Below are 24,431 nucleotides of genomic sequence, written 5' to 3' on the forward strand. Positions count from 1 at the left end.
GTTCTTGCTATCTCCCATGCATCGGCAATCAACGCTCATCGCTCGGCACTCACATGCGCCTGCTAAACCGTCTGGCCGTCTTAATGGTTTTGCCGCTGGCCGCCTGCGCGATCGGACCATCAGGTTCGAGCGATGCGGGCTTCGGCACGTCGCCCGCCTTGCCGGCTCCGGAATCGTCGTTGATTCCGATGGTCAACATCGCGCCCGTTCAGCGCCGCCCCGACGGTTTTATGCCCACCGCTCCGGCCGGCTTTGCCGTTACCGAGTTTGCCGGTGGCCTCGCGCACCCGCGCTGGCTTTATACGCTGCCCAATGGCGATGTACTGGCAGCGGAAAGCGACGCGCCAAGCGAACACGATGAAGGCAGTGGTCTGTTCGGCTGGGTCAGAAAACAGGTCATGAAGCGCGCAGGCGCCGGTGTGCCGAGCCCCGATCGCATCGTGCTGTTGCGCGACGCGGACGGCAGCGGCGTCGCGAGGATGCAGACGGTGTTTCTGCGCCACCTGCACTCGCCGTTCGGAATGGCGCTCATTGGCAATCAACTCTATGTTGCCGATACGGACGCTCTGCTGCGTTTCGACTATGTGACAGGCGCAACCGAGATTACAAGCCCAGGCGTCAAGGTTGCCGATTTGCCTGCCGGGCCGATCAATCATCACTGGACCAAGAATATCGTCGCCGATCGCTCCGGCAAGCATCTGTACATCACGGTGGGATCGAACAGCAACGCCGCGGAAAATGGAATCGACGCCGAAGAAGGCCGAGCGCGAATCCTCGAGTTCGACGTGGACAATGGACGCTTGCGGACCTACGCGACAGGTCTGCGCAACCCCAATGGCCTCTCGTGGCAACCGGATAGCGGCGCATTGTGGACAGCAGTCAACGAACGCGACGATCTCGGTAACAACCTCGTTCCCGACTACATGACAGCAGTAAAAGACGGGGCGTTCTACGGCTTTCCATACAGCTATTACGGCCAGCACATCGACACCCGCGTCAAACCGCAACGCCCGGATAGGGTCGCAAAGGCCATTGCGCCTGACTATGCGCTCGGCAATCATACGGCTTCGCTAGGTCTGGTGTTTTACGATCGCACGCTGTTCCCGCCTCGTTATCGCGGAGGCGCATTTATCGGCCAGCATGGATCATGGAACCGGAAACCCCGTACCGGCTACAAAGTGGTGTTCGTGCCATTTGCGAATGGAAAACCCGCTGGCGTACCGGAGGATTTCCTGAGCGGCTTTCTGACGGCAGACGGCCACGCCGTCGGTCGACCTGTTGGCGTGGCGCTGGACGCGCACGGGGCCTTGCTCGTGGCTGACGACGTCGGTAACGCGGTATGGCGAGTCGCGCCGCGCAACAACGTCGAATCGGCCGATATCGCGCCGGCAGGCAAATGACGCATGCCTGGACGCTTTGCCCGGAAACTCGGGCGGACGCGAGATGACGGTGCCGATAGAGGCGCTTGAACGAACATCGCATTGTTCACGAGCACGTCGACGACTCCGAATTCCGATGCGCCGCTTCGACAGCGCTCTCCAACTCAGCGGCATTAGTCACGTCAAACGATATCCGTAGCAGGCGATCATCGGCATCGCTACCCGGGGCCGCCAGACTCTGTAGCGATGCAACAGGGTATCGCTGAGGCCGTGATCGCCCTTCGACGCACAGATTGCGGATGGATTACTTCGACTTCCTTGCGTCACGATGATGCAACGATATGAGCGGTTCTTTCGAATTGCTCTCATGTTGCTAATCCTGCTTTACGCATGAATTCCCGGACAAGACCGCACGCGATTTCCCACGATGCAGTCCACATCACGGAGCGCTAATCCGTACATCCCCGGATTAGCGACTAGACTTAAAGCATCGTCGGTGCATGCTCACGCAGGATGCAGGTATGCGCTATTCAGTCACGATTGGGACGTACGATCGAGGGAGGCAAACCGATGCCGAAGACTGTTCGAACCGCTGAGCAGATTCGCGACGAACTGCAGAATCGCGTAGCAAGAATCGCCGCTGATGTGCCGGGCGCTTTGCGGGTACGCATCCCGCTACCGGAGCGGCACCCGCCCGACGCATCCGGGCGCAACTGGAACTTGGTGCCGCTCAACGATCTCGGCGCGGATTGCGCACATCATGTTCACAAGGTGATCGAAGACATGCGCACCGAGTTCGTGCTGCCAGATTGACGCGTCGATACGAAACGGGAGCCACTCATGGGCACGCACGTGTTTGAGCATCGAGGCTACGAGATCGCGGTACAGCCGGAGCAGAATGCATATGGCGCGTGGCAGGCGAAGGTGAGTGTGCGCCGTGCCGATAGCCCCGTCGTCGAATTCCGTCCGGAGACGGTTCAGCCGGAATGGCTTACGCAGGACGAGGCAGTCCGCGACGGCATCGAATGGGGCACGCGTTTTGTCGATCACAAGCTGGAAGAGTCACACAACCCGATGTGATGCAACCCATCAGCGAAAACCAGCAAAAACCGGCAGTTTCTCGAAAGACGCCAAATTCCAATTCACTTACGGTGCAGGAATACGTGCCGCCATTATTTTGGAGCGGCCGCCCGCGCGTGAAGCGCGAGACAAACAAACAAGGTCGTGACGTCCTCAAAGGTGGATAGCATATTCATGGTCAGGATCTATGGACGCATGCGCAGCGCACATGGCTACGCGATACGCGACTTCCTGCATCGCTCCGACATACCATTCGAATGGATCGAACTGGGCAGCGATAAGGAAGCGGAGGAATTGGCGCACGTGCAGCATCTTTCCGACTCGCGCCTGCCCGTGTGCGTTTTCCACGACGGAACGCGGCTCGAATGTCCGACCATCCGGCAAATCACCGAGAAGCTCGGCTGGTTTTCGAGTCCATCCCGTGAAGCTTACGATCTCGCGATCTACGGCGCAGGACCGGCGGGATTGAGCGCCGCGGTGTACGGTGCATCGGAAGGACTGCATACCGTCCTGGTGGAGCGCTGGGCATTGGGCGGCCAGGCAGGCAGCAGTTCGAAGATCGAGAACTATCTCGGCTTCCCACAAGGCGTGAGCGGCGCGCAGCTCGCTGAACGGGCACACGAACAGGCCGTCAAGTTCGGCGCCGAAATCCTGTTGGCGCGCGCCGGCGTGCACGCGGAGTTCCCGCCGGGCCAGGGCATCGTGTATCTGGAAGACGGCACGCGTATTACAGCGCGTACGTGTATCTGCGCGACGGGCGTGGCATATCGCACGCTAGGCCTGGCAGGTGAAGAGCGCTTTCTCGGCGCTGGCCTTTATTACGGCGCTGGCGCCAGTGAGGCTGCGCTGATCCATGGCGAAGACGTATATGTCGTGGGCGGCGGCAATTCAGCGGGACAGGCCGCCATGCACTTTTCGCAGTCTGCCAACCGCGTCTATATGCTCGTGCGCGACGCATCGCTCAAGAACACGTTGTCACACTACCTGGTGGATCGCATCACATCGGCGTCGAACATTGAAGTGTGCACGTGCACCGAAGTGACTGCGCTCGCTGGCGGCGACGCGTTGCAGGAGATCACGCTGACCGATGTCCGAACCGCCCAAGCCCGCACGGTGAGAACGAATTGGCTATTCGTCTGCATTGGCGGCGTGCCGCAGACGCAATGGGCGCAGGAGGTCGGCATCGTTCGCGATGAAGCCGGCTACCTCGTAACCGGTCCCGACCTGCAGGAATATCGGGCGAACCTGAATTGGCCTCTCGAACGCGCGCCGCTTCATCTGGAAACGAGTATGCCCGGCGTATTCGCGGCGGGCGACGTCCGTCATGCATCGATCAAGCGCGTGGCGTCGGCAGTCGGCGAGGGGGCAATGGCCGTGGCACTGGTGCATCGCTACCTGAATAGCAGTTGAGCACGAGCGCAACCTTGATCCCGCGCGTCTGCGCATACCTGTCCGAGGAGCACGATCATGACCTCCGGTTGCACGCATCTGGGCGAAGCCCGCATTCTCCACACGTCCATCGACTATTGCGAGGAGTGCGTGAAGCTCAACCAGCCGTGGGTACATTTGCGGCTTTGCCTGTCTTGCGGACACGTCGGCTGCTGCGATTCGTCGCCCAACCGGCATGCAAGCAGGCATTTTCACGCGACCGGTCATCCGCTCGTACGTTCAATCGAACCCGGCGAAACGTGGATCTGGTGCTATCGCGACGAGGTCGTGGCAGGCGAACTCGAATCGTGAGGACGACGCCCCCGCACGGGCGGGCGGCGTCGCATTCTCAATCACGCCAGGTCATGCATGTGCCGGTGCTGCCTGCTCTGACGCGTCGCTGCGCGCTTCTGCGGGCGAGGCGCCTTTCTGCACACGCACAGAGCGTGAACCCGAGTCGTACGTCAGAGTGACCTTGTCGCCATCGCGCACGTCGCCTCGCAGCAGCGCGTCGGCGAGTTGCGATTCCACTTCAAGACGGATCTTGCGTTTGAGCATCCGCGCGCCGAACTCGGGGTCATAGCCGATTTGCGCAAGATGATCGCGCAACGCGTCGTCGAACGACAGATCGATGTTTTGGGCGAGCGCCGTACGCCGTACGCGAGCAAGTTGCAGGTCGACGATACGGCGAATCTGCTCTTTGCCGAGCGCATGGAATACGACGACCTCATCGACGCGGTTCAAGAACTCGGGCCTGAAATGATGCCGCAGCATTTCCATCAACCGGTCGCGCAGTTCAGGGTAGTCGAGTTGCTTCGAGTCGGCCTTCATGTTGTCCTGGATCAGTTGCGAGCCGATATTGCTGGTCGCGATGATGATCGTGTTGGTGAAATCCACCAGACGTCCCTTGCCGTCGGTGAGCCGCCCTTCGTCGAACAGTTGCAGCAGGAGGTTGTGCACCTCCGAGTTCGCCTTTTCGATTTCATCGAGCAACACAACGCAATATGGCCTGCGCCGCACGCGCTCGGTGAGTTGCCCGCCTTCCTCGTAGCCGACGTATCCGGGCGGCGCGCCAACCAGCCGCGCCACCGTGTGACGCTCGGAATATTCGCTCATGTCGATGCGCACCAGCGCGTTCTCGTCGCCGAACACCGATGCGGCTAGCGCCTTCGCGAGTTCGGTTTTACCCACGCCCGTAGGCCCAAGGAAGAGGAAGCTTGCAGTCGGCTTGCCGCCCTCTGTCAAACCGGCGCGCGAAAGCCGCACCGCCTTGGCCACCGCTGAGACGGCTTCATCCTGCCCGACTACGCGTTCCTTCAGATGATCTTCCAGTCGCAACAGCTTCTCACGGTCCTCGGCCGTGAGTTCCGATACCGGTACGCCCGTGAGCGACGAAACGATCTGCGCAATGTCTTCCGCCGTCACTTCCTGCGAACTGGTGCCGCGCTCCTTCTTCCATGTTTCGGTGGCTTCATGCAGGCGCTTCTGTTCCGCGAGGAGCTGTTCTTCCAGCTCCTTCGCCTTATCGAATTGCTTTGCAACGCTGGCCGCGGCCTGTTCCTGCTTGATGCGGCGGATGCTCGCCTCGATATCGTGCAATGGCTGCGGACGCGAATTCGACGAAATGCGCACGCGGGCGGCGGCCTGATCGAGCAAGTCGATTGCCTTGTCCGGCAGAAAGCGTGCGGCGATGTAGCGGTCCGAGAGCCTTGCCGCTGCAGCAATCGCCTCTTCGGTAATTTTCACCTTGTGATGTGCTTCGAGCCGGTCACGCAGACCACGCAGGATCTCGATCGTTTCCTCGACGCTGGGCTCTGGCACCATCACGGGCTGAAAGCGCCGTTCCAAGGCCGAGTCCTTTTCTATGTACTTCTGGTATTCGTTCAATGTGGTCGCGCCCACGAGGTGCAACTCACCGCGAGCGAGCGCTGGCTTGAAAACATTGCCGATATCGAGGCCGCCTTCGCCGCCGCCCTGACCGGCTCCGACAATCGTATGCAGTTCGTCGATAAATACAACCAGACGGTCCTGGTTCTCGATGATCTCATCCAGTACCTGCTTGACGCGCTCCTCGAACTCGCCGCGATACTTCGCGCCAGCCACGACGCTATTGATATTCAGTTCGACCACACGCTTGCCGCGCAGCACTTCCGGCACCTGGTCCTGAGCAATGCGTTGCGCCAGACCTTCTACGATCGCGGTCTTACCCACACCGGGTTCGCCGATCAGCACCGGATTGTTCTTGCGCCGCCGCGCGAGCACTTCAATGGTAGTTTCGATTTCCTTGTCACGGCCGATCACGGGATCGAGCTTGCCTTGACGCGCAAGCGCGCTGAGATCGCGCGCGTACTTGTCGAGCGTGGGCGTGGTGGAGCGGTCTTCCATCTTGCCGTCTTCGGCACCCTTGCCGACCACCTTGACTGCTTTTTGCCGCATCGATTGTGGCGACAGCCCGAGCTTGCGCAGCAATTCACCTGCAAAGCCGTCTTCTTCCTCGACGAGTCCAATCAGAATGTGCTCTGGTCCGACATAGCTGTGACCCAGTTCCAGCGACGACCTCAACGCATTTTCCAGCGCACTCTTGGCGCGCGGCGACACGCCGATCTGCTCGTTGTCGCCCGGCTCCTTGCGGGTGCCGCGCGGCGCGGTCTGGTCGATGGTCTTCTTGATCTCTTCGGGATCAAGCTTGAATTCGCGCAGGATCTCCTGCACCACATTGTTATCGGCAAGCGCCAGCAACAGGTGTTCTGTATCGACTTCGTTCTTGCCATATTCGACCGCGGCTTGCGCTGCGGCTTGCAGGCGATCCAGACCGCTCTGGCTCAGGTACGTCTGCAGGTCCACCGCTTCACGCGCCCGGCGATGCCGGCGTGTGCGGCCGCCTTGTTGTGCGCCCGCTGACTCGCGCATTTGCCCGCTGCCGGCGGCGGTACCCTGATCCGCGCCGCCGGATTGTCCGCTCGAGGGTCCGATGAACCGGGTACCGCGGCCGCTTTCTCTCTGCGGCCACATGTCGTCGAACAGACTGTCGAACAGTCCGCCATGAAAGAGGGACTCGAGCGGCGAAAGGTGGCGCTGATTGCGCGCCATGAACTCCATGTAGTGCTCATCGCACAGCATCAGCTGGCGGCGTTGACCGTTTTCGGTGATCGTGATCTGCGAGGTTGCGGGTCTTCCACAAACGCTACACTCGGCCATGATGATCTCCTTTTCGTCCGTGCGGACATCGCTTCCCGCGCGGGCGGTGGTTGGTGGGTGGGTGGAAAATATCTGTTTCGCTGCTAATTCCGCCTGGTTTGCGTGCTGGGTTCGCGCTGCATTCGAAACGATTCACGCGAATCCCATCGTCCTTTGTCGCGTTGGCCGGCACATCGATTCATCGCGCAGTGCCAACCGCAGCAGGTAGTGCAGCGTGCTCGCTCCGATTGATATGCTCGGGATGCTCGAGTGCTCGATATGAGGCTCCAGCCGTTGCCGTCCGGGTTCTTCGAATGTAAGTCCGGGCGCGGCCGTCAGCGCCCGCAAACTGACCAGTTCCATCGCTGACGCATGGTGTCACTTGATCTCGATGCGCCGCTTCGCTGCCGGTTCTCCGGCCGCTTTGGGGACGCGCAGCGTCAGCACGCCGTTTTCAAATCGGGCCTCTGCCCGGTCGAGATCGACGCCCGCGGGCAGCGGGACCGCGCGCTGAAAATGTCCGAACGACCGCTCGACCCGATAGCATCCCTGCTCTTCGCTAGACGATTCGAAGCGCTTGTCGCCGCTCACGATCAGCATGTCGTCTACGACTTCGAGTTCGACGTCGTCGCGCGTCATGCCCGGCAATTCAGCGACGATACGCAGTGCGTCGCCTTCATCGGTGACGTCGATTCGCGGTTGAAACTCGCTCGCGCTGAAGTCGCCGAACCAGCTTCCGAGCGGTCCGCGCCCTCCGAACGGATCGCGGATCAATTCGGCGAAAAGATGAATCGGATCGGGCAGCGGCCAGTTGGGAGTCGCGAGCGATGCCGACGCGGCACCCGCGTTCATCGGCGTCACGTTACCCGTTTGCGTGCCAGTCTGTTGCGCGTCCTGCCGGGTGCTTTGCTGACCGGTGCGCGGCGCACCCGCGTGGTCGGATGCGCCTTTTTGCACGTGTGAACGTAAAAACCGGAACGGATTCCATTTGTCGAGATCCAGAGCCATACGATTCTCCTTACGTGAGGTTCGCCAGTGCCACGGTTCGAGGCTGGACCACGGGCGATGACGGGAGGTCCATTCGGTCTCCTGATGCCAACGCGCGGCCCGCGCGGCATCGCTCGCAGGTTTGACGGTCTGACACACGAATGCCCGTGACCGATGCGTTCACGGATGCAACGGTGCGTGTGGCTCGCCGGTCAGACCGTCGTGGTGCCAGGCACGCGCAGTGATGCCAAGTACGAGCAGCAACGCGCCCGTAAACAACGCATACACGCCGATCAGCCAGACGAGCGCCAGTGCGCCGGCGCCCGGAAAGACCAACACGAAGATGCCGAAAAGCACCGACAACACGCCTGTCACCACCAGCATCCACGCATTGCGCACGCGCCGGTGCAGCCGCGTTGCTGCGATCAGATCGAATACGCCGGTGACAATCGCGTTTGCGCCGATTACGGCGACCAGCACGAGCGCGGTAATGCCCGGCACCAACGCGGCTATTACGCCGGCGGCGACACTGCAGATGCCGAGCAGCAAGGGCACCCACCAGCCGCCATGTGTCGCGCGGTAGCGGACGGCGGCGACAATGGCGACAAGGCCGCTGGCGATTGCGTAAGCGCTAAAGAAGGTGATGAGCAGGAGAAGAGTAAGACCGGGCCAGAATAACGCCAGTGTGCCGAACAGCAGCGCTACGGTGCCGCGCAGAATGAGCATCCACCAAGCGCGCCCAAGTAGTTCATCCATGAGGACTCCGTCTATACGTCAGGCGATGATGAAGTTCAGTCTAGGCCTCACGCATCGGCGATTCTTTCGCGTTTCTGCCGTGTGTTGCGCGATTCTGCGTTCATTCGTGAGGAGGCTGATTCGCCCCAAGGCGTCCCAACATGAACTTCTTCACCGAGTGCAGTCACGTCGTTTGCTGCATGCTCTCCGGTGTGAGAGCGCCAGCACGTCGAATGCATTCTGAAAGGACGTGCAGGTTTGAATGCGCCAAAGCCGATAGGGCGTGGTTCGCGTTGCGCATCGAAATCGCTCAGCAGCGACCCACAAATGATGTGGGGCCGCTCCTGCCCATATGACGAATCCGTCTTAAGCAGCTTTGGTTTTGGGCCTAAGCTTTCGCTGAGGACGAGGCAGCAACCAGAGCCCTGCTCATGACCAATCAGGCTACAAGATCGACCTCGGCTCACGGATTGCGCTGCCAACCGATGAATGTCGCTATTACCGACGGGCGACTGACTTTGATGCCGGGATTTCGGCTTGTTGTACCGACAGGTTCCACCGTCGTGCATGCCACAGGCTGCGACGACCTCGGAATGAGTCGCTCCATCAAGATAGGCGCACCATTTACCGCAGTTATTCCGGCCAGGGCAACGTTGGGCACGATCGGTGACAGCGATCCCAACGGATGGGTTATCACACTTGCATCAGGCGTCCTCGGGCAAGTCTCGCAAGAGGCATATTGCGACGTGCCGAAATGGTCTGCGTCCTGGGACCCGTTCCTGCGCGAGGCCGTGGATACATTGGGTGCTTTGCATAACGCGGATCTCGTCGACGCTGCCTGCGCCGACGCTTTTGCCGATGTCATCTCGGTGCACATCGCCCTGCGCTACGGGCGCGGTGCTGGCGCGGCAGAGCCGGACACACCACTTACGCGTCAAATGCTGACGCGCATTCACGTCTTCGTTCACGAGCACATCGCCGAAACCATTCTGGTCGAGCAACTCGCAGTGCTGGTGCACATGAGTGCTTCGAATTTCGCGCGCGTTTTCAAAGCAACGACAGGTAGCTCGCCCCATCTGTACGTGACACTCGAACGAGTAAAGTTTGCCAGGACGTTGCTGTGCGAGCAGACGTTTCCCCTGGTTGAGGTGAGCGCGCGCGCGGGGTTCCAGACGCAGCAGCATTTCACCGACGTGTTTCATCGATATACCGGTGTGACGCCTCGCGCATTCCGGCTTGCCCATCGAAACGGCGGTAGCTAGTCATTTTGGGGGAGAGTGGGAGTGAAGCCGCGAACCGTCCTTCCCGAATGTCACGCGACCGACCAGGTCGCGTACCGACGCGCATTGTAAAGGCGCAATCAGTCAATTGCCTCATCCGGTGCACGCCGGGTGGCAAAACGGCACCCCTATTCTTCTTCGACACATCCTCGACAAGCAAGGCGCCACTTCGAAGGGCAGAGATCCGACACGTCCTGCAGGAAAGAGGAAGAAGTGCAAGCCGCAAGAACCTAGTGTTGATGTCATCGTGGTCGCGTCAGTGGCCCGGTCAGATTTTCAACGACCGGTTTGTACGCGGCGCTGAACATGAATCCGATCATGTTCCCGCGGAAGAGCCGCGGCTTATTTCCCTGAGAAAAGGAGCAAATCGATGAGCGATCTAGTCGTTGTAAGCTTCAAAGGCGAAGAGACTGCCGACCAGGTGTTGACCAAACTCCAGCAGATGCAAAAGGAACATCTGATTGACCTCGAGGATGCCTGCATCGTGGTCCGTAGCGCGAACGGCAAGATACACCTCAAGCAAGCCGTCGATCTCGTCAAGATCGGCGCGGTCAGTGGCGCGGCCTGGGGTGGTGCATTCGGTGCGCTGGTTGGACTGATGTTGCTCAATCCCCTCGTCGGACTGGCGACAGGCATGGCCATTGGTGCTGGCACGGGCGCATTGTCGGGCGCGCTATCGGACTATGGAATCGATGACGATTTCATGCGTTCGACGGGCCAGAGCATTGAGCCGGGTTCGTCGGCGCTCTTCATCCTCGTGCGCCGCGTGAATTTCGACAAGGTCCTGCCAGAACTGAAGCCTTTCGGCGGAAAGGTATTGAAGACGTCTCTCACGAACGATCAGGAGGAACGCCTGAGGAAGGCGCTGGAGAGCCTGAATCCCTCGCCAGCCTAAAGATCAGTGACGTCGAGCTGAATGTCGCGATGCGACGATTTTCGATCTGCGTGATGGACGTGACGATCTCCGCTTCTAATACACAACGGCACGAATCGCGTCATTGGTCCGATCCAGTCGCTTGCTATCGCCGACGACGCGTCGTGTCCCTTGCAGCCAAGTGCATCTTTGCGTGAGGTTGGATGCCGGCAGCGGGTACTGGCCTGCCGATGAAGTATCCTTGCGCGGCATCGCACCCAAGCTTCCTGACGAAGGCGAGCTGCGCCTCATTCTCCACGCCTTCCGCAATCGTTTTCATACCAAGTGCGCGAGCGAGCGCCACCATCGCTTCAATCATCGCGCGAGCCTGCCGACGGCTTTCATCCACGGTGAGCTGCTGCACAAACGATTTATCAATCTTGATGCGGTCGACGGGCAACTTTGTCAGGTACGAGAGGCTCGAATAGCCGGTGCTGAAATCGTCGAGCGAGACGGTCGCACCGAGCTTTCGGACGGCACCGCCGCCTTCGCGACGCGTTGCTGGCAATCTGGTCCGCAATTTCGGCGGCATAGGCAGGTTCGCCGCCAAGCAGACGCAGAATGCCTCGATTGATCAATACGACAACAAGCGATAACGCCCCGGCCATTGCCAGCAGAATGCCGAGGCTTCGATACAGCGTCGAGTGGAATTGCGCGTCAATGTCGTCGACATAGACGCCCGTCGTCAACACCCAGCCCCACGGCTGATATCCGATGTTGTATGAGATCTTCGGAGAAGGTTCGGTCGCACCCGGCCTCGGAAACGAGTACGAGGTAAAACCTTTGCCGTCGCGCTGGACGACCGCGACCGCGTCCTTAGCGATATGGACACCGTTCGGGTCCCTGATTTCGCCGATATCCTTGCCGTTGAGTACGGGATTGATCGGCACCATCAGCATCTTCCTCGAGTCGAGAATCGCAAAATAGCCGCCTTCACCGTACCGCACACTACTGATGCCAGCCATTGCCTGCCTGCGAGCGTCGGCCTCTGACAATGAGCCAGCGGCGACCTGATCGCCATAAATCTTGACGACATTCAACGCGATCTCCGAAGCGTGAATCAGGTCGGTCTTACGCTCCTGAAGGCGAACATCCCTCGTCTGAAAAGCATCGTAGATCGAGATTCCGGCAAGACATAGAAGAACTCAAAATTAGAGGCAGCCACAGCTTATGAGCGAAGGTAAGTCGCATGTTTCGTATAACTCTTGTTGGCGGAATCGTTGGTCGCATCAGTACATCGTTTACGGCCGATGCAGGTCGATCTGAATTTAACAATCGAGCCGAATATTTCTTGAGCGGAAACGATGGCGCCGAGCAGGAAGCGACTCGTAGCGAAGAGTGGCTAAGACGTGTGAGAGGACGTGACGCATGCAACACGGGTCGCGGTCCGCCGGACGTGAATCCGCAATGAAGTGGAGAAGCGGCGGCCAGTTGTAAAGCCGCCGCACAAACGCGCGGTAGGTGAATATGCCGCCGCACTGGGCATCTTGTTCGCGTCACTCGTTGCGATGTCGATGAGGCGTTGCTGATCGCGCGCGAACTTTGATGACGTGTCTGCAGCAAGGGATGTAGACACTATTGCCACGCTGTCGAGGTACTTGGCTTTTGGCTCAGGCACCGGCGGTACGGGCAGGATGATCTCCGACGACAACGGTCAATATCATTTGACGCATGATCAGATTCCGGCGGAGAAATAGATGGGTCACCTCTTCAACTCAAAAATGCTGTCAATCTCAACCGGAATGCCCATCGGCAACGAATGCACGCCCAGTGCGCTTCGAGCCGGCAGATTGTCCTGCCCAAACAGCGTCAGCAAGAGGTCACTGGCGCCATTGGCCACTTGCGGATGCTGGGTGAACGACGGTTCTGCACGCACGTAGACTGTTAGCCGGCTGCATCTTTCGACGTTATCGAGTCCACATGCCTGATCGACACAGGCCAAGATCATGAGCATCGTTAGGCGCGCCGCGTCTTGCGCTTTTTCCAGTGAAATATCGCGCCCCACCATTCCGACGATTGGCTTGCCATCTTCGAAGGGGCCGAGCCCGGATACGTACAGTTGATTTCCCGAAACGGAAACCGTTCGATAGGAACCAAGCGGGTTGATGGGCGGCGGCAACGTCAGGCCCGCTTTCGCGAGCCGGTCAAATACGTTCATGTTCGGGATTAACGTTAGGTGAATAGAAATAGATTGGCCTGGACTTAGCGCAACGCAATGAGTTCAAGCATCCAATGCATCACGTATCGAGAAGTGTGCGAGTCCCGTTCTTATGCTGACGGGTACGCACCACGGGAAAGTCAATTGCGGTGTTTGCAACGACGTTGGCGTAGTTCGTCAAGACGTTAAGTGCGACGTGTGCGACGATCTCGACGATCTGCGCATCGGTGTAGCCAGCTTCCTTGATGACGCTCAAATCTTCGTCGGAGACGCGGCCACGCTCGTTTGCGACCTTCGCGGCAAACTGCACGGCGGGCGCGACCTTTGGATCATTCGAGCCGCCATTTCGATTGGCAGACATTTCCGCTTCGTCGAGCTTCGCCACGTTCTTTCCCAAATAGCTGTGCGCCGACATGCAATAGTCGCAGCTGTTGATTTCGGCGACGGCGAGAGCAATACGCTCGCCGGTTTGTGCTGGAAGCGCGCCTTTTGCCAAGGCTCCCGCCAGACCGAGGTAGCCCTCGAGCGCCGCAGGGCTGTTGGCCATCAGACGAAACAGATTCGGCGTAACACCCAGTTTCCTGTTGATCGCTTCCAGCAAGGCCTGGGACGCAGCGGGCGCATCTGCGATCATGGCGGGTATGTGAAGACGGGACATATTGGTTCTGCCTTTGAAAAACAGGAGAAGTTATCGACACTGCTAGTGCATCGAGGCATGCACGGCCTTCGTGCCCACTAGCAACGGCGACGCTGCGTAAGCACGTGTATTTCAGATACGGAGGACCTTCGCTATCCACTCTAAAGAACGTATGCGGGACTGGCCATATCTGGACGTCCGATTTGCATGACCTATCGTACGATCGACACACCCGGACAAGCGAAGCACGTCGACCCGCTTCGGGTCTGACGCGATGCACTATCAAGGGAATTCCGAACTTCGCGCAACAAAAGGCCCTGTCTGTGCGATTCGATGGGCGTCACGCGGTGGATAGCCGAACTCCTCCTTGAAAGCGCGACTGAAGGCAGCCTCCGAACCATAGCCGGCACGCTGGGCCACTTCCGTCACCTTCAATGTTCCTGCGCGTAGCAAGTCTGCTGCGAGCGTCAATCTCCACCGTGTCAGATAACGCAACGGCGGAAGACCCACCACCGCCGTAAAGCGATCCGAAAACGTCGATCGCGACATCATCGCCGTCTCGGCGAGCGACGAAACTGTCCATGCACGGTCAGGTTCCCGATGCATTGCGTTCAACGCGCGGCCGACGCGTTCGTCACTCAGTCCGGACAACCAGCCGACCCGATCGCCTTGCCGGTTGACCCACATCCGCAAGGTGCGAATAACGAGCAAATCGATAAGCCGCGAGATCATCAGCGATGAGCCCGGAGAGGCGCTACGCGATTCCACGTCGAGAAAATGCGAGATGGAGGCCAGCCAGGCGGGTTCGCTGACTTTATCGCATGTCAGATGAATCAGCCCCGGAAGCCCGGTGAGCAAAGAGCGTAACGGCGCCCCATCGAAAAAGAACGACCCTGCGAGAAAGGATGCTGCCGTGGCGTCGTCAGCCGCCCATTTGAACGTCTGCGCACCTTTGCCGGGCGTGAAGTCCGCCGCCGCCTCAAAGCGTTGATGTGTTTTCCTGCTCGGCTCAGTTCGAATCGTATGTCCATCCGCATGGGGCAAAAGAACGAAGTCGCCCGAGCGCAGCATCACGGAGGGGCCATTGCGTTGAGACACGGATAGTTCGCCTGTGCGCAAATGCAAAAACGTCGCCGGCCCTGGCGGAAAAATCACCTCGGTGGAATTGCCCAGCTCGCCGTGAAAAACGTGATCCCCGCGAAGGCGAATCAGCTTGAGTACATGGGACAGGACATCCGCGTGCTCGGACGGCATGAGTTACTCCTTGAGAGCCCCATATGATGCGGCATGTGCCCCCAGCACAAGCTTGAGAGCCTATTCACAAGAGCTGCCTCTGAGCAGATCGTGCTTCGCGCCGAGGCTGTCACAAGCCACTGGCGCTCACTGGCGACCCCCTGTTGTGTCTTGTCGCATGCGCTAACGCTTGTATAAATGGAACCTGTTTGCTAACCTTTCCATTGACGGATACGCAACGCCCGGCATTGTGAATCGCCAACCGTACAGAGTCCTCTCGTGATCGACATCAGGATGCCGCGGACCCCGCTTGAGACGCCGACTCTGTCAGTTCGCTTTCCTCCTTCTCCTTTCCACGTGCGTTCGAGCCGGCGATCGATGGCGCGTCGTCATTCTGCCTGGCGCCGACCCGACCCAGCCCGCCGTTGCGCTTCAAATTCGTTCGCTTCGCAGCACATTGACGGCAGCTGCGCCAGACGGCGTTGAGTTTTACACCGATTCCCTCGACGAACTGCGGTTCGACGACGCGAACCTGATGCCGGAATTCCGCGCGCTACTGCGGAGAAAATACGAGCACAAACGTGTCGACATGGTCATTGGCATCGCCGACTTTGCGCTTGAGTTCACGAAGCGTTATCACGAAGCGATCTGGCCTGGCGCTCCCGTTCTAATGACGAGTATCGACGAGAGCCGGGCCGAGCGGACTCCCCAGATTTCGCATTTCTTCCGTGGCATTTCGATGTCGACAACACGATCGGACTATCTGAAGCGTTGCAGCCACACGCCACGCGGCTCGTGGTCGTCGCAGGGAACAGTACCTTCGACCAATTCACCGCCAGGCTCGCCACTCGACCTCAATTCCACGGTGGAAGAGACCTTGGCACTGCTGGCCACGGAAGCCAGGCGTCGCCGTGTAGGCATCGAGGCGGATCTCAACCCAGGTTGCCCGATGATTGTCGGTGATGCAATTCAGCTTCAGCAGGTGATTCTCAATCTGTGCGTGAACGCTCTGGATGCCATGGAGGACATCGACCCTTCGAAGCGTCTGCTCGCCATCGCGACAAGCCCCGTCGGGTGGCCACGGCATCCCCGACGTTGTGAAATCAAGACTCTTCGACTCCTTTTACACGACCAAGCCCCACGGTATGGGCCTCGGCCTCTCGATCGTACGGACAATCATCGAAACGCATGCGGGGAGAATTACTGTCCACGCCCGCTCTGGCGGGGGCAGTCGTTTCACTGTGTGGCTTCCCTCAGCGCATGCGTCAGGTCGTTCTCAGGCATCGCGTTCGGTACTATCGAACGCGGTGCCGGGGCACATATCAAATCTCGGGAGCGCGAACGCAGCGAGATCTGTAACGCAGGAATCAGGGTTCAGCGATAGTGAACCAGAAGTCGAACTTATCGAAATTCCCGAGCATGTCCTTGAACTTTGCGGAGTCACCGTCGATCTTCACATCTCCACTGTCCGTCAGATTGCCGAGCTTCAGCTTTCCGAGTGCAATGTCGTCAAGTGTCGACCGGTTTAAGGTGACGGTGCCATCAGGCTTGTCGAGTTGCCTGTTCTTCCGATAGTTCATGACGCCGTTTTTCACCGTCAATACGTACTGCTCCTTTGTGTCTGGGAATTTCAGATTGTACGCATACGACTTGTCGCCAGCCCGTGGCCCATTGAGGTGGATCGCAAGGAAGTCCAGGAACATGTCCGTCGTCATCCCGCGAATGATGTCGGGCGAACTCGTGTTGGGCGTCGCCGCTTTCCGCACGCCACTACGCAGCTCCTGCGCACCGGATAGATAAAAGTTGCGAGCTGGCCCCGATTCCGCCTGATAGCCCATCTGCTCGAGCGCGTCCGCTTCGATATTGCGCGCGTCCTGGTTCTTCGGATCGGCGAAGACCACCTTGTTCGCGACGGTCGCGGCCCAACGATAATCACCCTGGCGGTACGCGGCGCGCGCCGTGTCGATCATTTTTCTGGCGCCGACCATCTCGACGTACTTCTTTGCTTCTTCTGTCGGCGGCAACGGATTGAAGTCCGCCGGGTTACCGTCCCAGAATCCTAGATAGAGCTGATAGGTGGCCCGGACGTTGTGCTTGAGATCGCCATAGTAGCCACGGTTATAGAACTCTTTGGCGAGGCTGTCGGGCAGTTTGAACTCCTCGGCGATCTCATTCATCGTGAGGCCCTGATTGGCCATGCGCAGTACCTGATCGTTGATGTACTTATAAAGGTCGCGCTGCTTCTCCAGATGCTCGACGACACGTTGATTGCCCCACTGTGGCCAATGGTGGCTGCCGAATGACACGACCGCATCGTTGCCCCACAGATCGATTGTTTCACTAAGCGTGCTCGCCCACTTTTGCGCGCTGCGCACCTTCGCGCCGCGCAGCGTGAGGATATTGTGCAAAGTGTGATTAGCGTCTTCGGCAAGATCGATCGCCTTGAACTGCGGGAAATAAAACAGCATCTCAGCAGGCGCTTCAGTACCGGGCGCCATCTGGAACACGATATCGATGCCGTCAATCGTCGCCTTTTCGCCTGTCTTTTCGATCAGCTTCGAAGGTGCAAAGAGCGTGATCGTGCCCGCGGCCGTGGTGAGCCCTAGCCCCCCGCCCACCGTGCCTTCCGGGTTCTTTGGCAGCAGGTTGCCGTACATGTACGACGCCCGGCGGCTCATCACATTGCCGGCGAAGACGTTTTCGCTGACCGCCTCTTCCATGAAGCCCGCCGGTGCGAGCACAGCTACCTTTCCTGCCCGCACATCCTGCTCACTGACCACCGCGCGAATGCCGGCGAAATGATCGACGTGTGAGTGCGTAAAAATGACACCTGTCACTGGGAGCCGTTCGACCTTGTCGTTGATCAGATCGAGCGCAGCCTTGGCGGTTTCCGTCGAAGTTAGCGGGTCGATGACCACCCACCCAGTCTTCCCCCGGATAAACGTCATGTTCGCCAGGTCAATGTTACGAACCTGGTAGATGCCGTCGACCACTTTGAACAACCCGCGAACGGAAAGCAGTTGCGATTGTCGCCAAAGGCTCGGATTAACGGTGCTGGGCGCCGGACCCTTTTGCTGGAGAAAGTCGTACTGCGAGAGATCGATGACAGTATTGCCAGTACTCCCTTTGATGACGGAACTGGGAAGGTCCGCGATGAAGCCTCGGCGCACGTCCTCAAAATCTTGCGTATTCGAGAATGGCAGGTAGTCAGCAACCGCCTGGTTGGCCATGCGCGTTGCATCGGACGCGGGATTTGGCCCCGCGCTCGCAAGGCTGACGGCTGCATCGATGGCGATCATGGCAAGCGCAACTATCCAGCGATGTTTAATTAACATGCTTCACCCTTGATGACGAGGTCGACACCAGCCATCTTTCACGTGATCACCATCGGGCACCATAGGGACAATCGGCAATCTGTCTGCCCTTCGGGGCAACTGCCCGGTGTGTCCGTCGTTATGCCGACGCATTCGGCGCTGTAACGTCAGCGCCCCTTCTGGGATGCCGCCCCGTATAGGCCGTCACCATTGCCCCGAGGGGCAACAGGCGAGTCGAGTACCTTGATATCGCCACTATCTGCACGACGCGAAAGCCGCAGGTCCCGCCGGCTTCCTAACCCGAGCGCTGCGCACGGTCGGCTCGTGGCACATCTGTGGTCGCCGCCGATCTGACGCAATTACGCCCTGCACGTTTGGCTTCGTAGAGCGCAAGGTCCGCCGCCCTCGTCAGTTCTTCCAAAGTGGCACCGTGGCCGGGTCGGCCTGTCGCACAGCCGATGCTCACCGTGAAGGGATGGAGGTCAGCCTGTCCGCTTTCGTGCTGCCCATGCCACGATCTTTCCAGCGTCTCCCGTATGCCTTCGGCGATGAGCGAAGCCTCCGCTGCGGGCGTATCAGGCAATACCACCACGAACTCCTCGCCGCCGTACCGGGCGGCGCAATCGCCACGACGGCGAACGCGTTGCGTGATGCATTTCGCGAAATGCTTTAAAGCCTTGTCGCCTTCTGCATGCCCGTGCTTATCGTTGTATTGCTTGAAATGATCGGCATCGAGGAACAGCACCGACAGGCAACTTTCGTTTCGATGCAACCTCTCCCATTCGTTTCGCAGCACCTCGTCGAGCGCGCGGCGGTTCTGCAGACCGGTGAGCGGATCGGTTTGCGTGAGTTCGGTCAACCTGTCTTCGGCAAGAGCCCGGTCGCGAAGCGCAAACGCAAGAAGCCAGACCACGGCGCAAAAGGCGAAGCTGATAGTCGAGGCAGAAATGCCTACGATCCACGACAGCGTTCTCCACGATGCAAGCACGTCGTCGAGCGCGGGTGCCACGACGGCGATCAACGGCGTGCCTGGCACGCGGTGAAACGTGTAGAGTCTTAGCACGCCATCGGCCGACGAGCGCGCTGCATAGAAGCCGGACTCCTGATTCACCATGCGGGAAAAGGTGGGCGACCTGCTGAAGTTTGGCGCGATGGCGGGTGGCAGATACGGGTTCCTTGCGACAAGCGTGCCATCGGTCCGTACGATTGCCGTGACGCCGTGCGAGCCGACATCTAGCCCGTCGAGAAGGTGCGCGAAGTATTCCAGGTCGATCGCGACAAGCGCCACGCCTTTGAAAGATCCGTCCGCGTTGTTGATTCGCCGGCTCAGCGCGATGGCTTCCACACCGTCGCGCGACCGGGCACGATATGCCTTCGAAACATACAGGCCGACGCCCGGCGACTGACGATGCACAACAAAATAATCGCGGTCACTGAAGTCCCAGTGATGGGTGCTTGAACAGCAGCCGTCCTGTAACTGCCCGCGCTCGTCGGTCACGCCCATGCTGGTCACGTAACGCCAGGCGGCAGTGCGGTTGAACAGGAGTTCGTGCCGCATGTCTGGCGTCATGCGCTGGACGGCGGGCTTGTCAAGCGCCGCTATAAGAGTCTGCAACGATTGATCGGACGAGCCTACGGTGCTCGCAATGTTGCTCGCAAGGACAGCAGCAACGTTTCTCGACGTCTCGTGAGCGTGCCGGATCGCCGTGTCGCGTGTGGCGAGGAGTGTGAGCAGGCTCACGGCCAGAACGCCTGTCGCCAGGAGCGTGCCGAGCGCGCCCACGATGAAAGGACGGCGACCCGCGATAATGGCCGCGCGCCTGACATGGTTAGGAAACACAGTAAACGTCTTGTAAGAGGCTGATGATGAGAGCAGCGGGTTGTTAACGGCTACGTCACGCGGGAGGTGCCTTCACCGGTTATCGGCAGACAAGGCCAGGAAATTCAGCCTTTTGGATCGTTTTTCCGCGGCGGCAGACGCTCTCGGATGGCGGGCGCTCGATTGTAGGCCCGGCACGGCCTCATCGGAGATCTTTAATGACAATGCTTCGTCGGCCGTCAGCCGCTTATCTGGCCGTGAACATTCCGGAAGGCGTATCCACGCACGCCGTCGGTCAATGGAATGTCACGTTGTACGGCATCGTCTGATTCCCATGGCCTGACTACGCTCGAAATTATCGAAGACTACGCGGATGGCTACGTCTATCAGACACTGGAAGAGAATGGTTTTCCGCAGACTTTGAGCGACGGCGAATAAATCGGTTGCGACTCGCCACTCCAGGGTCACCTGCCGATAAGCTCGTCAAAGCGGCAAGCCAATCCGTCCATTCCAAAGATCACCGCGTGTGATGTGCGAGAACTGCCCGAGAGCAGTCTACGGCCGGCTCGTCATTCGTTCGGCCAGACGTCGTATCAATGGCGCGGCAACGACGACCACAGGCAACATCGTCAGCCAGGCGACGCCCCACGATCTGAACCAGTGCTGCAGAAAGGCACCATCCTTGATGAATGGAAAACTTGCTATCGCGGCTGCAATCGAACAGGTTATGCCCGACTGGATAACGCCATAGAGATAATGCCCGTAACGGTGCGGTATTCTGCCCATTCGTCAGACTCTCAGGTGGTTTCACAAGCTCGACGGGCGAAATAACAGCCCGGAATTCGCTTCCTGACCGCGGGTCCGCAGTGCAGTTGCGAGAACCCTGTCATTCGTGACGGTGGGCAGACGGTTCTCACCATCGGCCAACCACCTGAACATCACAACGTTCGTAATGCGTCGGCGCTGCCGAGCAATCGGTTGATTGTGTCCTCTACGGTCCAGAGCGCGTTCGCGATAAAGCGGAAATTGACTAATGCCGCGTGATAACCATCGCCTTCGGGCAACTTCGGACCGGCGACCGCGTCGCGCACCACCGCAATTTCAAAGCCCTGCTCGAGCAGATCGCGCAAATGCGATTCGACGCACAGATTCGCCGCCATCCCCGCGAGAATCACCTGATCCACGCGCTGTTTGCGCAGTTGCAGGGTCAGGTCGTTGGCCTGGGGACCATACAGTTTGTGCGTCGAACAGATGATCGTCTTGCCATCTTCGATGTAAGGCTTGAATTCGGGCAGGAAGTCAGCACCCGAACCGCGAAAATTCTCAACTGTCAGCGCGCCCGGACGGTCGAACATGCCGACCGCGTGCTGGAACATCTCCGCCGGTCCCTGCACCTGCCACGTGTGATCATGCGGGAAGTAGTAGTGGGGCGAAATCGCCACGGCAATGCCCGCTTGCTTCGCTGCCGCAAAGAGACGGACGAGATTAGGCACCAGTTTCTGCTCCGTCACGCTTTCCCCGACGACCGCCCAACTACGTCCTTCGGGACTCATAAAGTCGATCTGCGGATCGATCACGACAAGCGCCGTGCGTGACAGATCGAGCGTCATATCGGAACGGGGCAAAGCGGGCTCGGCGGGATCTGCGTATTGGGGAAGTTGGTTGCACATGTGAACGGCCTCGCAAGTCGGTTTGAGGAAAGGGAGCAGTCTCAGGGGATCAAGTACTCGTCGATCGCTCCACTATTCAGGCATACGAAAGGTACTGAGAGCCAAATGCCTTAAGCAGCATGCGATGCCATGGTAGAGAGGCGCCGCAGATTGCGGTAGACGCGAAAGCAGGCGCGCGATGTTGTCCCATTCGCACCAATCAAACCTTCGTCCACTCCATGCCAGACCGTTTCTGGTCGCTGTGACAGGTAAACACTTAAATTCCCCGCGGTCTGTCCCCTGGAGGGGCAAGGCTCTTAATTCACCTGGCTCACGCCGACCGCGAACGTCGACATGCCGTAAGACGCTGGGCACAGTGGTTGAACACGTGTCTCAGGCACGCGGGCTTTTCTTGGGTACAGGACATGCTCGATCTATTTCCGCAGCGCCTTGCGCAAGCGAAACAATCGGCCCGCGCGCCGCATGCCGCCTCACGCATTCCGTCACTTAACTCGCCAAGGTTATCGAAATGAAGACTCAGTCGCAGGAATCATCGCAGGTCCAGAATCTCGTAAGCGCGATCGGCTGGTTCAGCATTGCGCTGGGCGTTGTCGAGGTCCTTGCGCCGCGCGCGACCGCGAGGACCACGGGCATCGAGCAGAGGGCTGTGCTGCTCCGCTCCTACGGCGCGTGCGAACTGGCGTGTGGCGTCGGCGTGCTGTGCGCGCGAAAACCGGGCAAATTTCTGCTGGCACGGTTGTGCGGCGACCTGCTGGATCTGGCTACCGTGACCGTTGCGAGAAGGCGAGCCGGTCGCGCGATGGGGGCTGCGCTCGGCATTGCAGCGATTACGGCCGTCGACGCCTATGCGGCGCGCGCGTGCAGTCGCGCCGGGTTTCAACGTCGCGATGCGGTTTCCGCCGCTACTCACGATTACAGTACTCGCACCGGTTTTCCGGGGACGCCTTCCGCAATGAGAGGTGCGGCGCTAAGCGACTTCGAGACGCCCCGCGATATCAAAGGTCCGCGCGAGCTGCTGCCCTTCACTCGTCAAAATGATGGCGCACCAACACGCAGCAGCGTTTAGGGTAAGAGGTCACGCACGAGTTCATCGGATGCCAACAATCCAGATCCGAAAACATTCATCGACCCGAGCGCGCATCGAAGCGCCGAAAGCGAGCGGTACCCACAGAGAAGCAGTGAAAGCGCTGGCCGCGCCTCACGATGGTTCGACAGTCGCACCGCTGTATCGAGTGGGAAAAGCCCACCGGCAATGTCGAATTCGAAGGCGCGATATCAGCCGTCGCGTTGAATCATCGATGCGCGGAGATGCGATATGAACGGGTTCCCCGCAAGCCGCTGTGCGTTGACCGCGTTGGCGTTGGCGCTGGCTGGATGTGTCGTCGGCGGCGTCGTGCCGCAGGGTGGCACGCATCTCAGTCCGACGGAGTGCCGCGACCTCGCCGCGCTCAGGAGCCAGTCGCCGCCGACCATGGCCGAACATCACAGCGAACTGGCCGCGCTGAGAAAAGCAGGATACGACCCGTCGCCCTGGTACGACGACCCGTACTACCCGGATGACCTGCAGGCAGCACAGCGCCTGGTCGATTACTGGTTCGAGACCGAGTGCCCCGCACTCCTGCCTCACTGAGCACGGTCGCTCGTCCTTCACGGCCGCCCTTCGCGAAAAAAACCGGCGACCACGAGCCACGATGGGTTTACATCGGCTCGATGTTCGCGGCCTGCTTACCCTTCGGACCTTGCTTTACATCGAACTTCACACGCTGGTTTTCTTGCAAAGACTTGAACCCATTCACCCGGACTTCCGAGAAATGAGCGAACAGATCATCTCCTGCGTCGTCCGGTGTAATGAAGCCGAATCCCTTTGCGTCGTTGAACCACTTCACAGTACCTTCTGCCATTTTCCTGGTCCTTCAGTTCCGTTGAAATTCTCACGGGACGGGGATAGCCCATCGCCATTTCCCGTTTGTCCAGTGCAAAGCCAGTGCAAGTCCAGACTGAGCGAACCGGCGATCCGTTTGAGCGCATCGGGCGGCGGTGCGGTAATTCCCCGGCGCCAAAACTCGACGTGAATTTCAGGGGAGTTAGTCCACTTCGAGACGCGAGCCGAACTTACGCCGGCGCGCCGGAGCGCGGTCTCGAGTCGGGCAGAAAGCGAACGTCTGGCGCGACTGTCCTCGCGGCATCGTTCGAGGTGCTGGATGGCTTTCCAATTCATGATGTACCGATTTATTCAAAAGCTATTTTGAGCCGTTGCATCCAGGGCGACCGGTCTTCCAAAATATTGATCGAGTAGTGAGCAGCTCACCCAGAATGTGCACTGGTGATCATGGCGGCTCGAGCATCGTTATGCGCGCGCACCGTTTCTGCGAGAGAGCGCGGTTGCGTTTCAGGACGCACACTACCGCAACTTTCTCCGTATAACAATTGCGATATGTGCTTCACGGCGCAAATATGTAATAGCTTCTTTGCGCGCTAGAAACTCACGAAAAAAAATACCCGTTCCTTTCCCGCGTTTTCGATGCATCTGCAACTATCTTGCGAAAATCGTTGAGGGTCGGATGCGACTAAAACGTCGTATGGCCGTACTCCTCGTAGTGCATGGGAATGCCGGATAGCGG

Annotated in this window: 21 protein-coding genes and 3 pseudogenes; 10 read left to right on the top strand and 14 right to left on the bottom strand. The window is 59.2% G+C overall.

Features of this window, described 5'->3' with window-relative positions; all coding sequences use genetic code 11:
* Positions 1 to 53 precede the first annotated feature (53 nt).
* The 5 genes from H3V53_RS03975 (at position 54) to H3V53_RS03995 (ending at position 4,199) form a co-directional block, all read left to right on the top strand.
* A complete protein-coding gene (locus H3V53_RS03975) occupies positions 54 to 1,400 on the top strand; it encodes a PQQ-dependent sugar dehydrogenase (RefSeq protein WP_336596821.1) in 1,347 nt (448 codons plus the stop codon).
* A 549-nt stretch (positions 1,401 to 1,949) separates the two neighbouring features.
* Positions 1,950 to 2,192, top strand: coding sequence for a hypothetical protein (locus H3V53_RS03980; protein WP_336596822.1), 243 nt, complete (start codon positions 1,950 to 1,952; stop codon positions 2,190 to 2,192).
* Positions 2,193 to 2,219: 27 nt separating this feature from the next.
* Entirely contained in the window at positions 2,220 to 2,459 is a 240-nt protein-coding gene (locus H3V53_RS03985) for a DUF6566 family protein (protein WP_054920233.1), read from the top strand.
* A gap of 174 nt (positions 2,460 to 2,633) precedes the next feature.
* Positions 2,634 to 3,869 (top strand): NAD(P)/FAD-dependent oxidoreductase, encoded by a 1,236-nt coding sequence (locus H3V53_RS03990; protein ID WP_336596823.1) that lies wholly within the window; start codon positions 2,634 to 2,636, stop codon positions 3,867 to 3,869.
* A 57-nt stretch (positions 3,870 to 3,926) separates the two neighbouring features.
* A complete protein-coding gene (locus H3V53_RS03995; RefSeq protein WP_336596824.1) occupies positions 3,927 to 4,199 on the top strand; it encodes a UBP-type zinc finger domain-containing protein in 273 nt (90 codons plus the stop codon).
* 51 nt (positions 4,200 to 4,250) lie between these two features.
* On the opposite strand, the gene H3V53_RS04000 is transcribed toward H3V53_RS03995, so the two are convergent.
* From H3V53_RS04000 to H3V53_RS04010, 3 genes are all read right to left on the bottom strand, one after another.
* On the bottom strand, positions 4,251 to 7,085 hold the full coding sequence (locus H3V53_RS04000) for an ATP-dependent Clp protease ATP-binding subunit (RefSeq protein WP_336596825.1): 2,835 nt from the start codon (positions 7,083 to 7,085) through the stop codon (positions 4,251 to 4,253).
* Positions 7,086 to 7,442: 357 nt separating this feature from the next.
* The gene (locus H3V53_RS04005) at positions 7,443 to 8,072 is read right to left on the bottom strand and encodes an Hsp20/alpha crystallin family protein (protein WP_336596826.1); all 630 of its coding nucleotides are present in this window, start codon (positions 8,070 to 8,072) and stop codon (positions 7,443 to 7,445) included.
* A gap of 159 nt (positions 8,073 to 8,231) precedes the next feature.
* Positions 8,232 to 8,807 carry an HdeD family acid-resistance protein gene (locus H3V53_RS04010; RefSeq protein ID WP_336596827.1) on the bottom strand — a complete coding sequence of 192 codons (576 nt, stop codon included), beginning with the start codon at positions 8,805 to 8,807 and terminating at the stop codon, positions 8,232 to 8,234.
* A gap of 410 nt (positions 8,808 to 9,217) precedes the next feature.
* Between H3V53_RS04010 and H3V53_RS04015 the strand changes: the two genes are divergently transcribed.
* Both H3V53_RS04015 and H3V53_RS04020 read left to right on the top strand, forming a co-directional pair.
* Positions 9,218 to 10,048, top strand: a complete 831-nt coding sequence (locus tag H3V53_RS04015) for an AraC family transcriptional regulator (protein ID WP_336596828.1) — start codon at positions 9,218 to 9,220, stop codon at positions 10,046 to 10,048.
* Positions 10,049 to 10,436: 388 nt separating this feature from the next.
* Positions 10,437 to 10,961: a DUF1269 domain-containing protein gene (locus tag H3V53_RS04020; RefSeq protein WP_054920221.1), complete on the top strand. Its 525-nt coding sequence runs from the start codon at positions 10,437 to 10,439 to the stop codon at positions 10,959 to 10,961.
* A 124-nt stretch (positions 10,962 to 11,085) separates the two neighbouring features.
* Here H3V53_RS04020 and H3V53_RS04025 read toward each other — a convergent pair whose 3' ends face one another.
* From H3V53_RS04025 to H3V53_RS04050, 6 genes and pseudogenes are all read right to left on the bottom strand, one after another.
* Complete coding sequence (locus H3V53_RS04025; protein WP_336596829.1) at positions 11,086 to 11,511, bottom strand: EAL domain-containing protein; 426 nt, start codon at positions 11,509 to 11,511, stop codon at positions 11,086 to 11,088.
* Positions 11,512 to 11,665: 154 nt separating this feature from the next.
* Positions 11,666 to 12,019, bottom strand: a pseudogene (locus tag H3V53_RS04030) (cache domain-containing protein); the annotation flags it as partial.
* Positions 12,020 to 12,681: 662 nt separating this feature from the next.
* The gene (locus tag H3V53_RS04035) at positions 12,682 to 13,137 is read right to left on the bottom strand and encodes a RidA family protein (protein WP_336596830.1); all 456 of its coding nucleotides are present in this window, start codon (positions 13,135 to 13,137) and stop codon (positions 12,682 to 12,684) included.
* A 79-nt stretch (positions 13,138 to 13,216) separates the two neighbouring features.
* A complete protein-coding gene (locus tag H3V53_RS04040; protein ID WP_336596831.1) occupies positions 13,217 to 13,795 on the bottom strand; it encodes a carboxymuconolactone decarboxylase family protein in 579 nt (192 codons plus the stop codon).
* A 261-nt stretch (positions 13,796 to 14,056) separates the two neighbouring features.
* Complete coding sequence (locus H3V53_RS04045) at positions 14,057 to 15,028, bottom strand: AraC family transcriptional regulator (RefSeq protein WP_336596832.1); 972 nt, start codon at positions 15,026 to 15,028, stop codon at positions 14,057 to 14,059.
* Between the two features lie 75 nt (positions 15,029 to 15,103).
* Positions 15,104 to 15,183: pseudogene (locus H3V53_RS04050) on the bottom strand (LysR family transcriptional regulator); the annotation flags it as partial.
* 837 nt (positions 15,184 to 16,020) lie between these two features.
* On the opposite strand from H3V53_RS04050, the pseudogene H3V53_RS43555 reads away from it, so the two are divergent.
* Positions 16,021 to 16,203: pseudogene (locus H3V53_RS43555) on the top strand (ATP-binding protein); the annotation flags it as partial.
* A 171-nt stretch (positions 16,204 to 16,374) separates the two neighbouring features.
* Here H3V53_RS43555 and H3V53_RS04060 read toward each other — a convergent pair.
* The 4 genes from H3V53_RS04060 to H3V53_RS04075 form a co-directional block, all read right to left on the bottom strand.
* Positions 16,375 to 18,342, bottom strand: a complete 1,968-nt coding sequence (locus H3V53_RS04060) for an alkyl/aryl-sulfatase (protein ID WP_336596834.1) — start codon at positions 18,340 to 18,342, stop codon at positions 16,375 to 16,377.
* 274 nt (positions 18,343 to 18,616) lie between these two features.
* Complete coding sequence (locus H3V53_RS04065; RefSeq protein ID WP_336596835.1) at positions 18,617 to 20,161, bottom strand: GGDEF domain-containing protein; 1,545 nt, start codon at positions 20,159 to 20,161, stop codon at positions 18,617 to 18,619.
* 534 nt (positions 20,162 to 20,695) lie between these two features.
* Positions 20,696 to 20,926: a DUF2798 domain-containing protein gene (locus H3V53_RS04070; protein WP_336596836.1), complete on the bottom strand. Its 231-nt coding sequence runs from the start codon at positions 20,924 to 20,926 to the stop codon at positions 20,696 to 20,698.
* A gap of 152 nt (positions 20,927 to 21,078) precedes the next feature.
* Positions 21,079 to 21,810: a cysteine hydrolase family protein gene (locus H3V53_RS04075; protein ID WP_336596837.1), complete on the bottom strand. Its 732-nt coding sequence runs from the start codon at positions 21,808 to 21,810 to the stop codon at positions 21,079 to 21,081.
* Between the two features lie 508 nt (positions 21,811 to 22,318).
* Between H3V53_RS04075 and H3V53_RS04080 the strand changes: the two genes are divergently transcribed.
* Both H3V53_RS04080 and H3V53_RS04085 read left to right on the top strand, forming a co-directional pair.
* Positions 22,319 to 22,876 (top strand): hypothetical protein, encoded by a 558-nt coding sequence (locus tag H3V53_RS04080; protein WP_336596838.1) that lies wholly within the window; start codon positions 22,319 to 22,321, stop codon positions 22,874 to 22,876.
* 249 nt (positions 22,877 to 23,125) lie between these two features.
* Entirely contained in the window at positions 23,126 to 23,440 is a 315-nt protein-coding gene (locus H3V53_RS04085) for a DUF4148 domain-containing protein (protein ID WP_336596839.1), read from the top strand.
* A gap of 67 nt (positions 23,441 to 23,507) precedes the next feature.
* Here the strand turns inward: H3V53_RS04085 and H3V53_RS04090 are convergent, their stop codons facing one another.
* Positions 23,508 to 23,711: a cold-shock protein gene (locus H3V53_RS04090; RefSeq protein WP_336596840.1), complete on the bottom strand. Its 204-nt coding sequence runs from the start codon at positions 23,709 to 23,711 to the stop codon at positions 23,508 to 23,510.
* Positions 23,712 to 24,431 lie beyond the last annotated feature (720 nt).

The organism is Paraburkholderia bengalensis, from assembly GCF_037126505.1.
GTDB classification, from domain to species: domain Bacteria; phylum Pseudomonadota; class Gammaproteobacteria; order Burkholderiales; family Burkholderiaceae; genus Paraburkholderia; species Paraburkholderia bengalensis.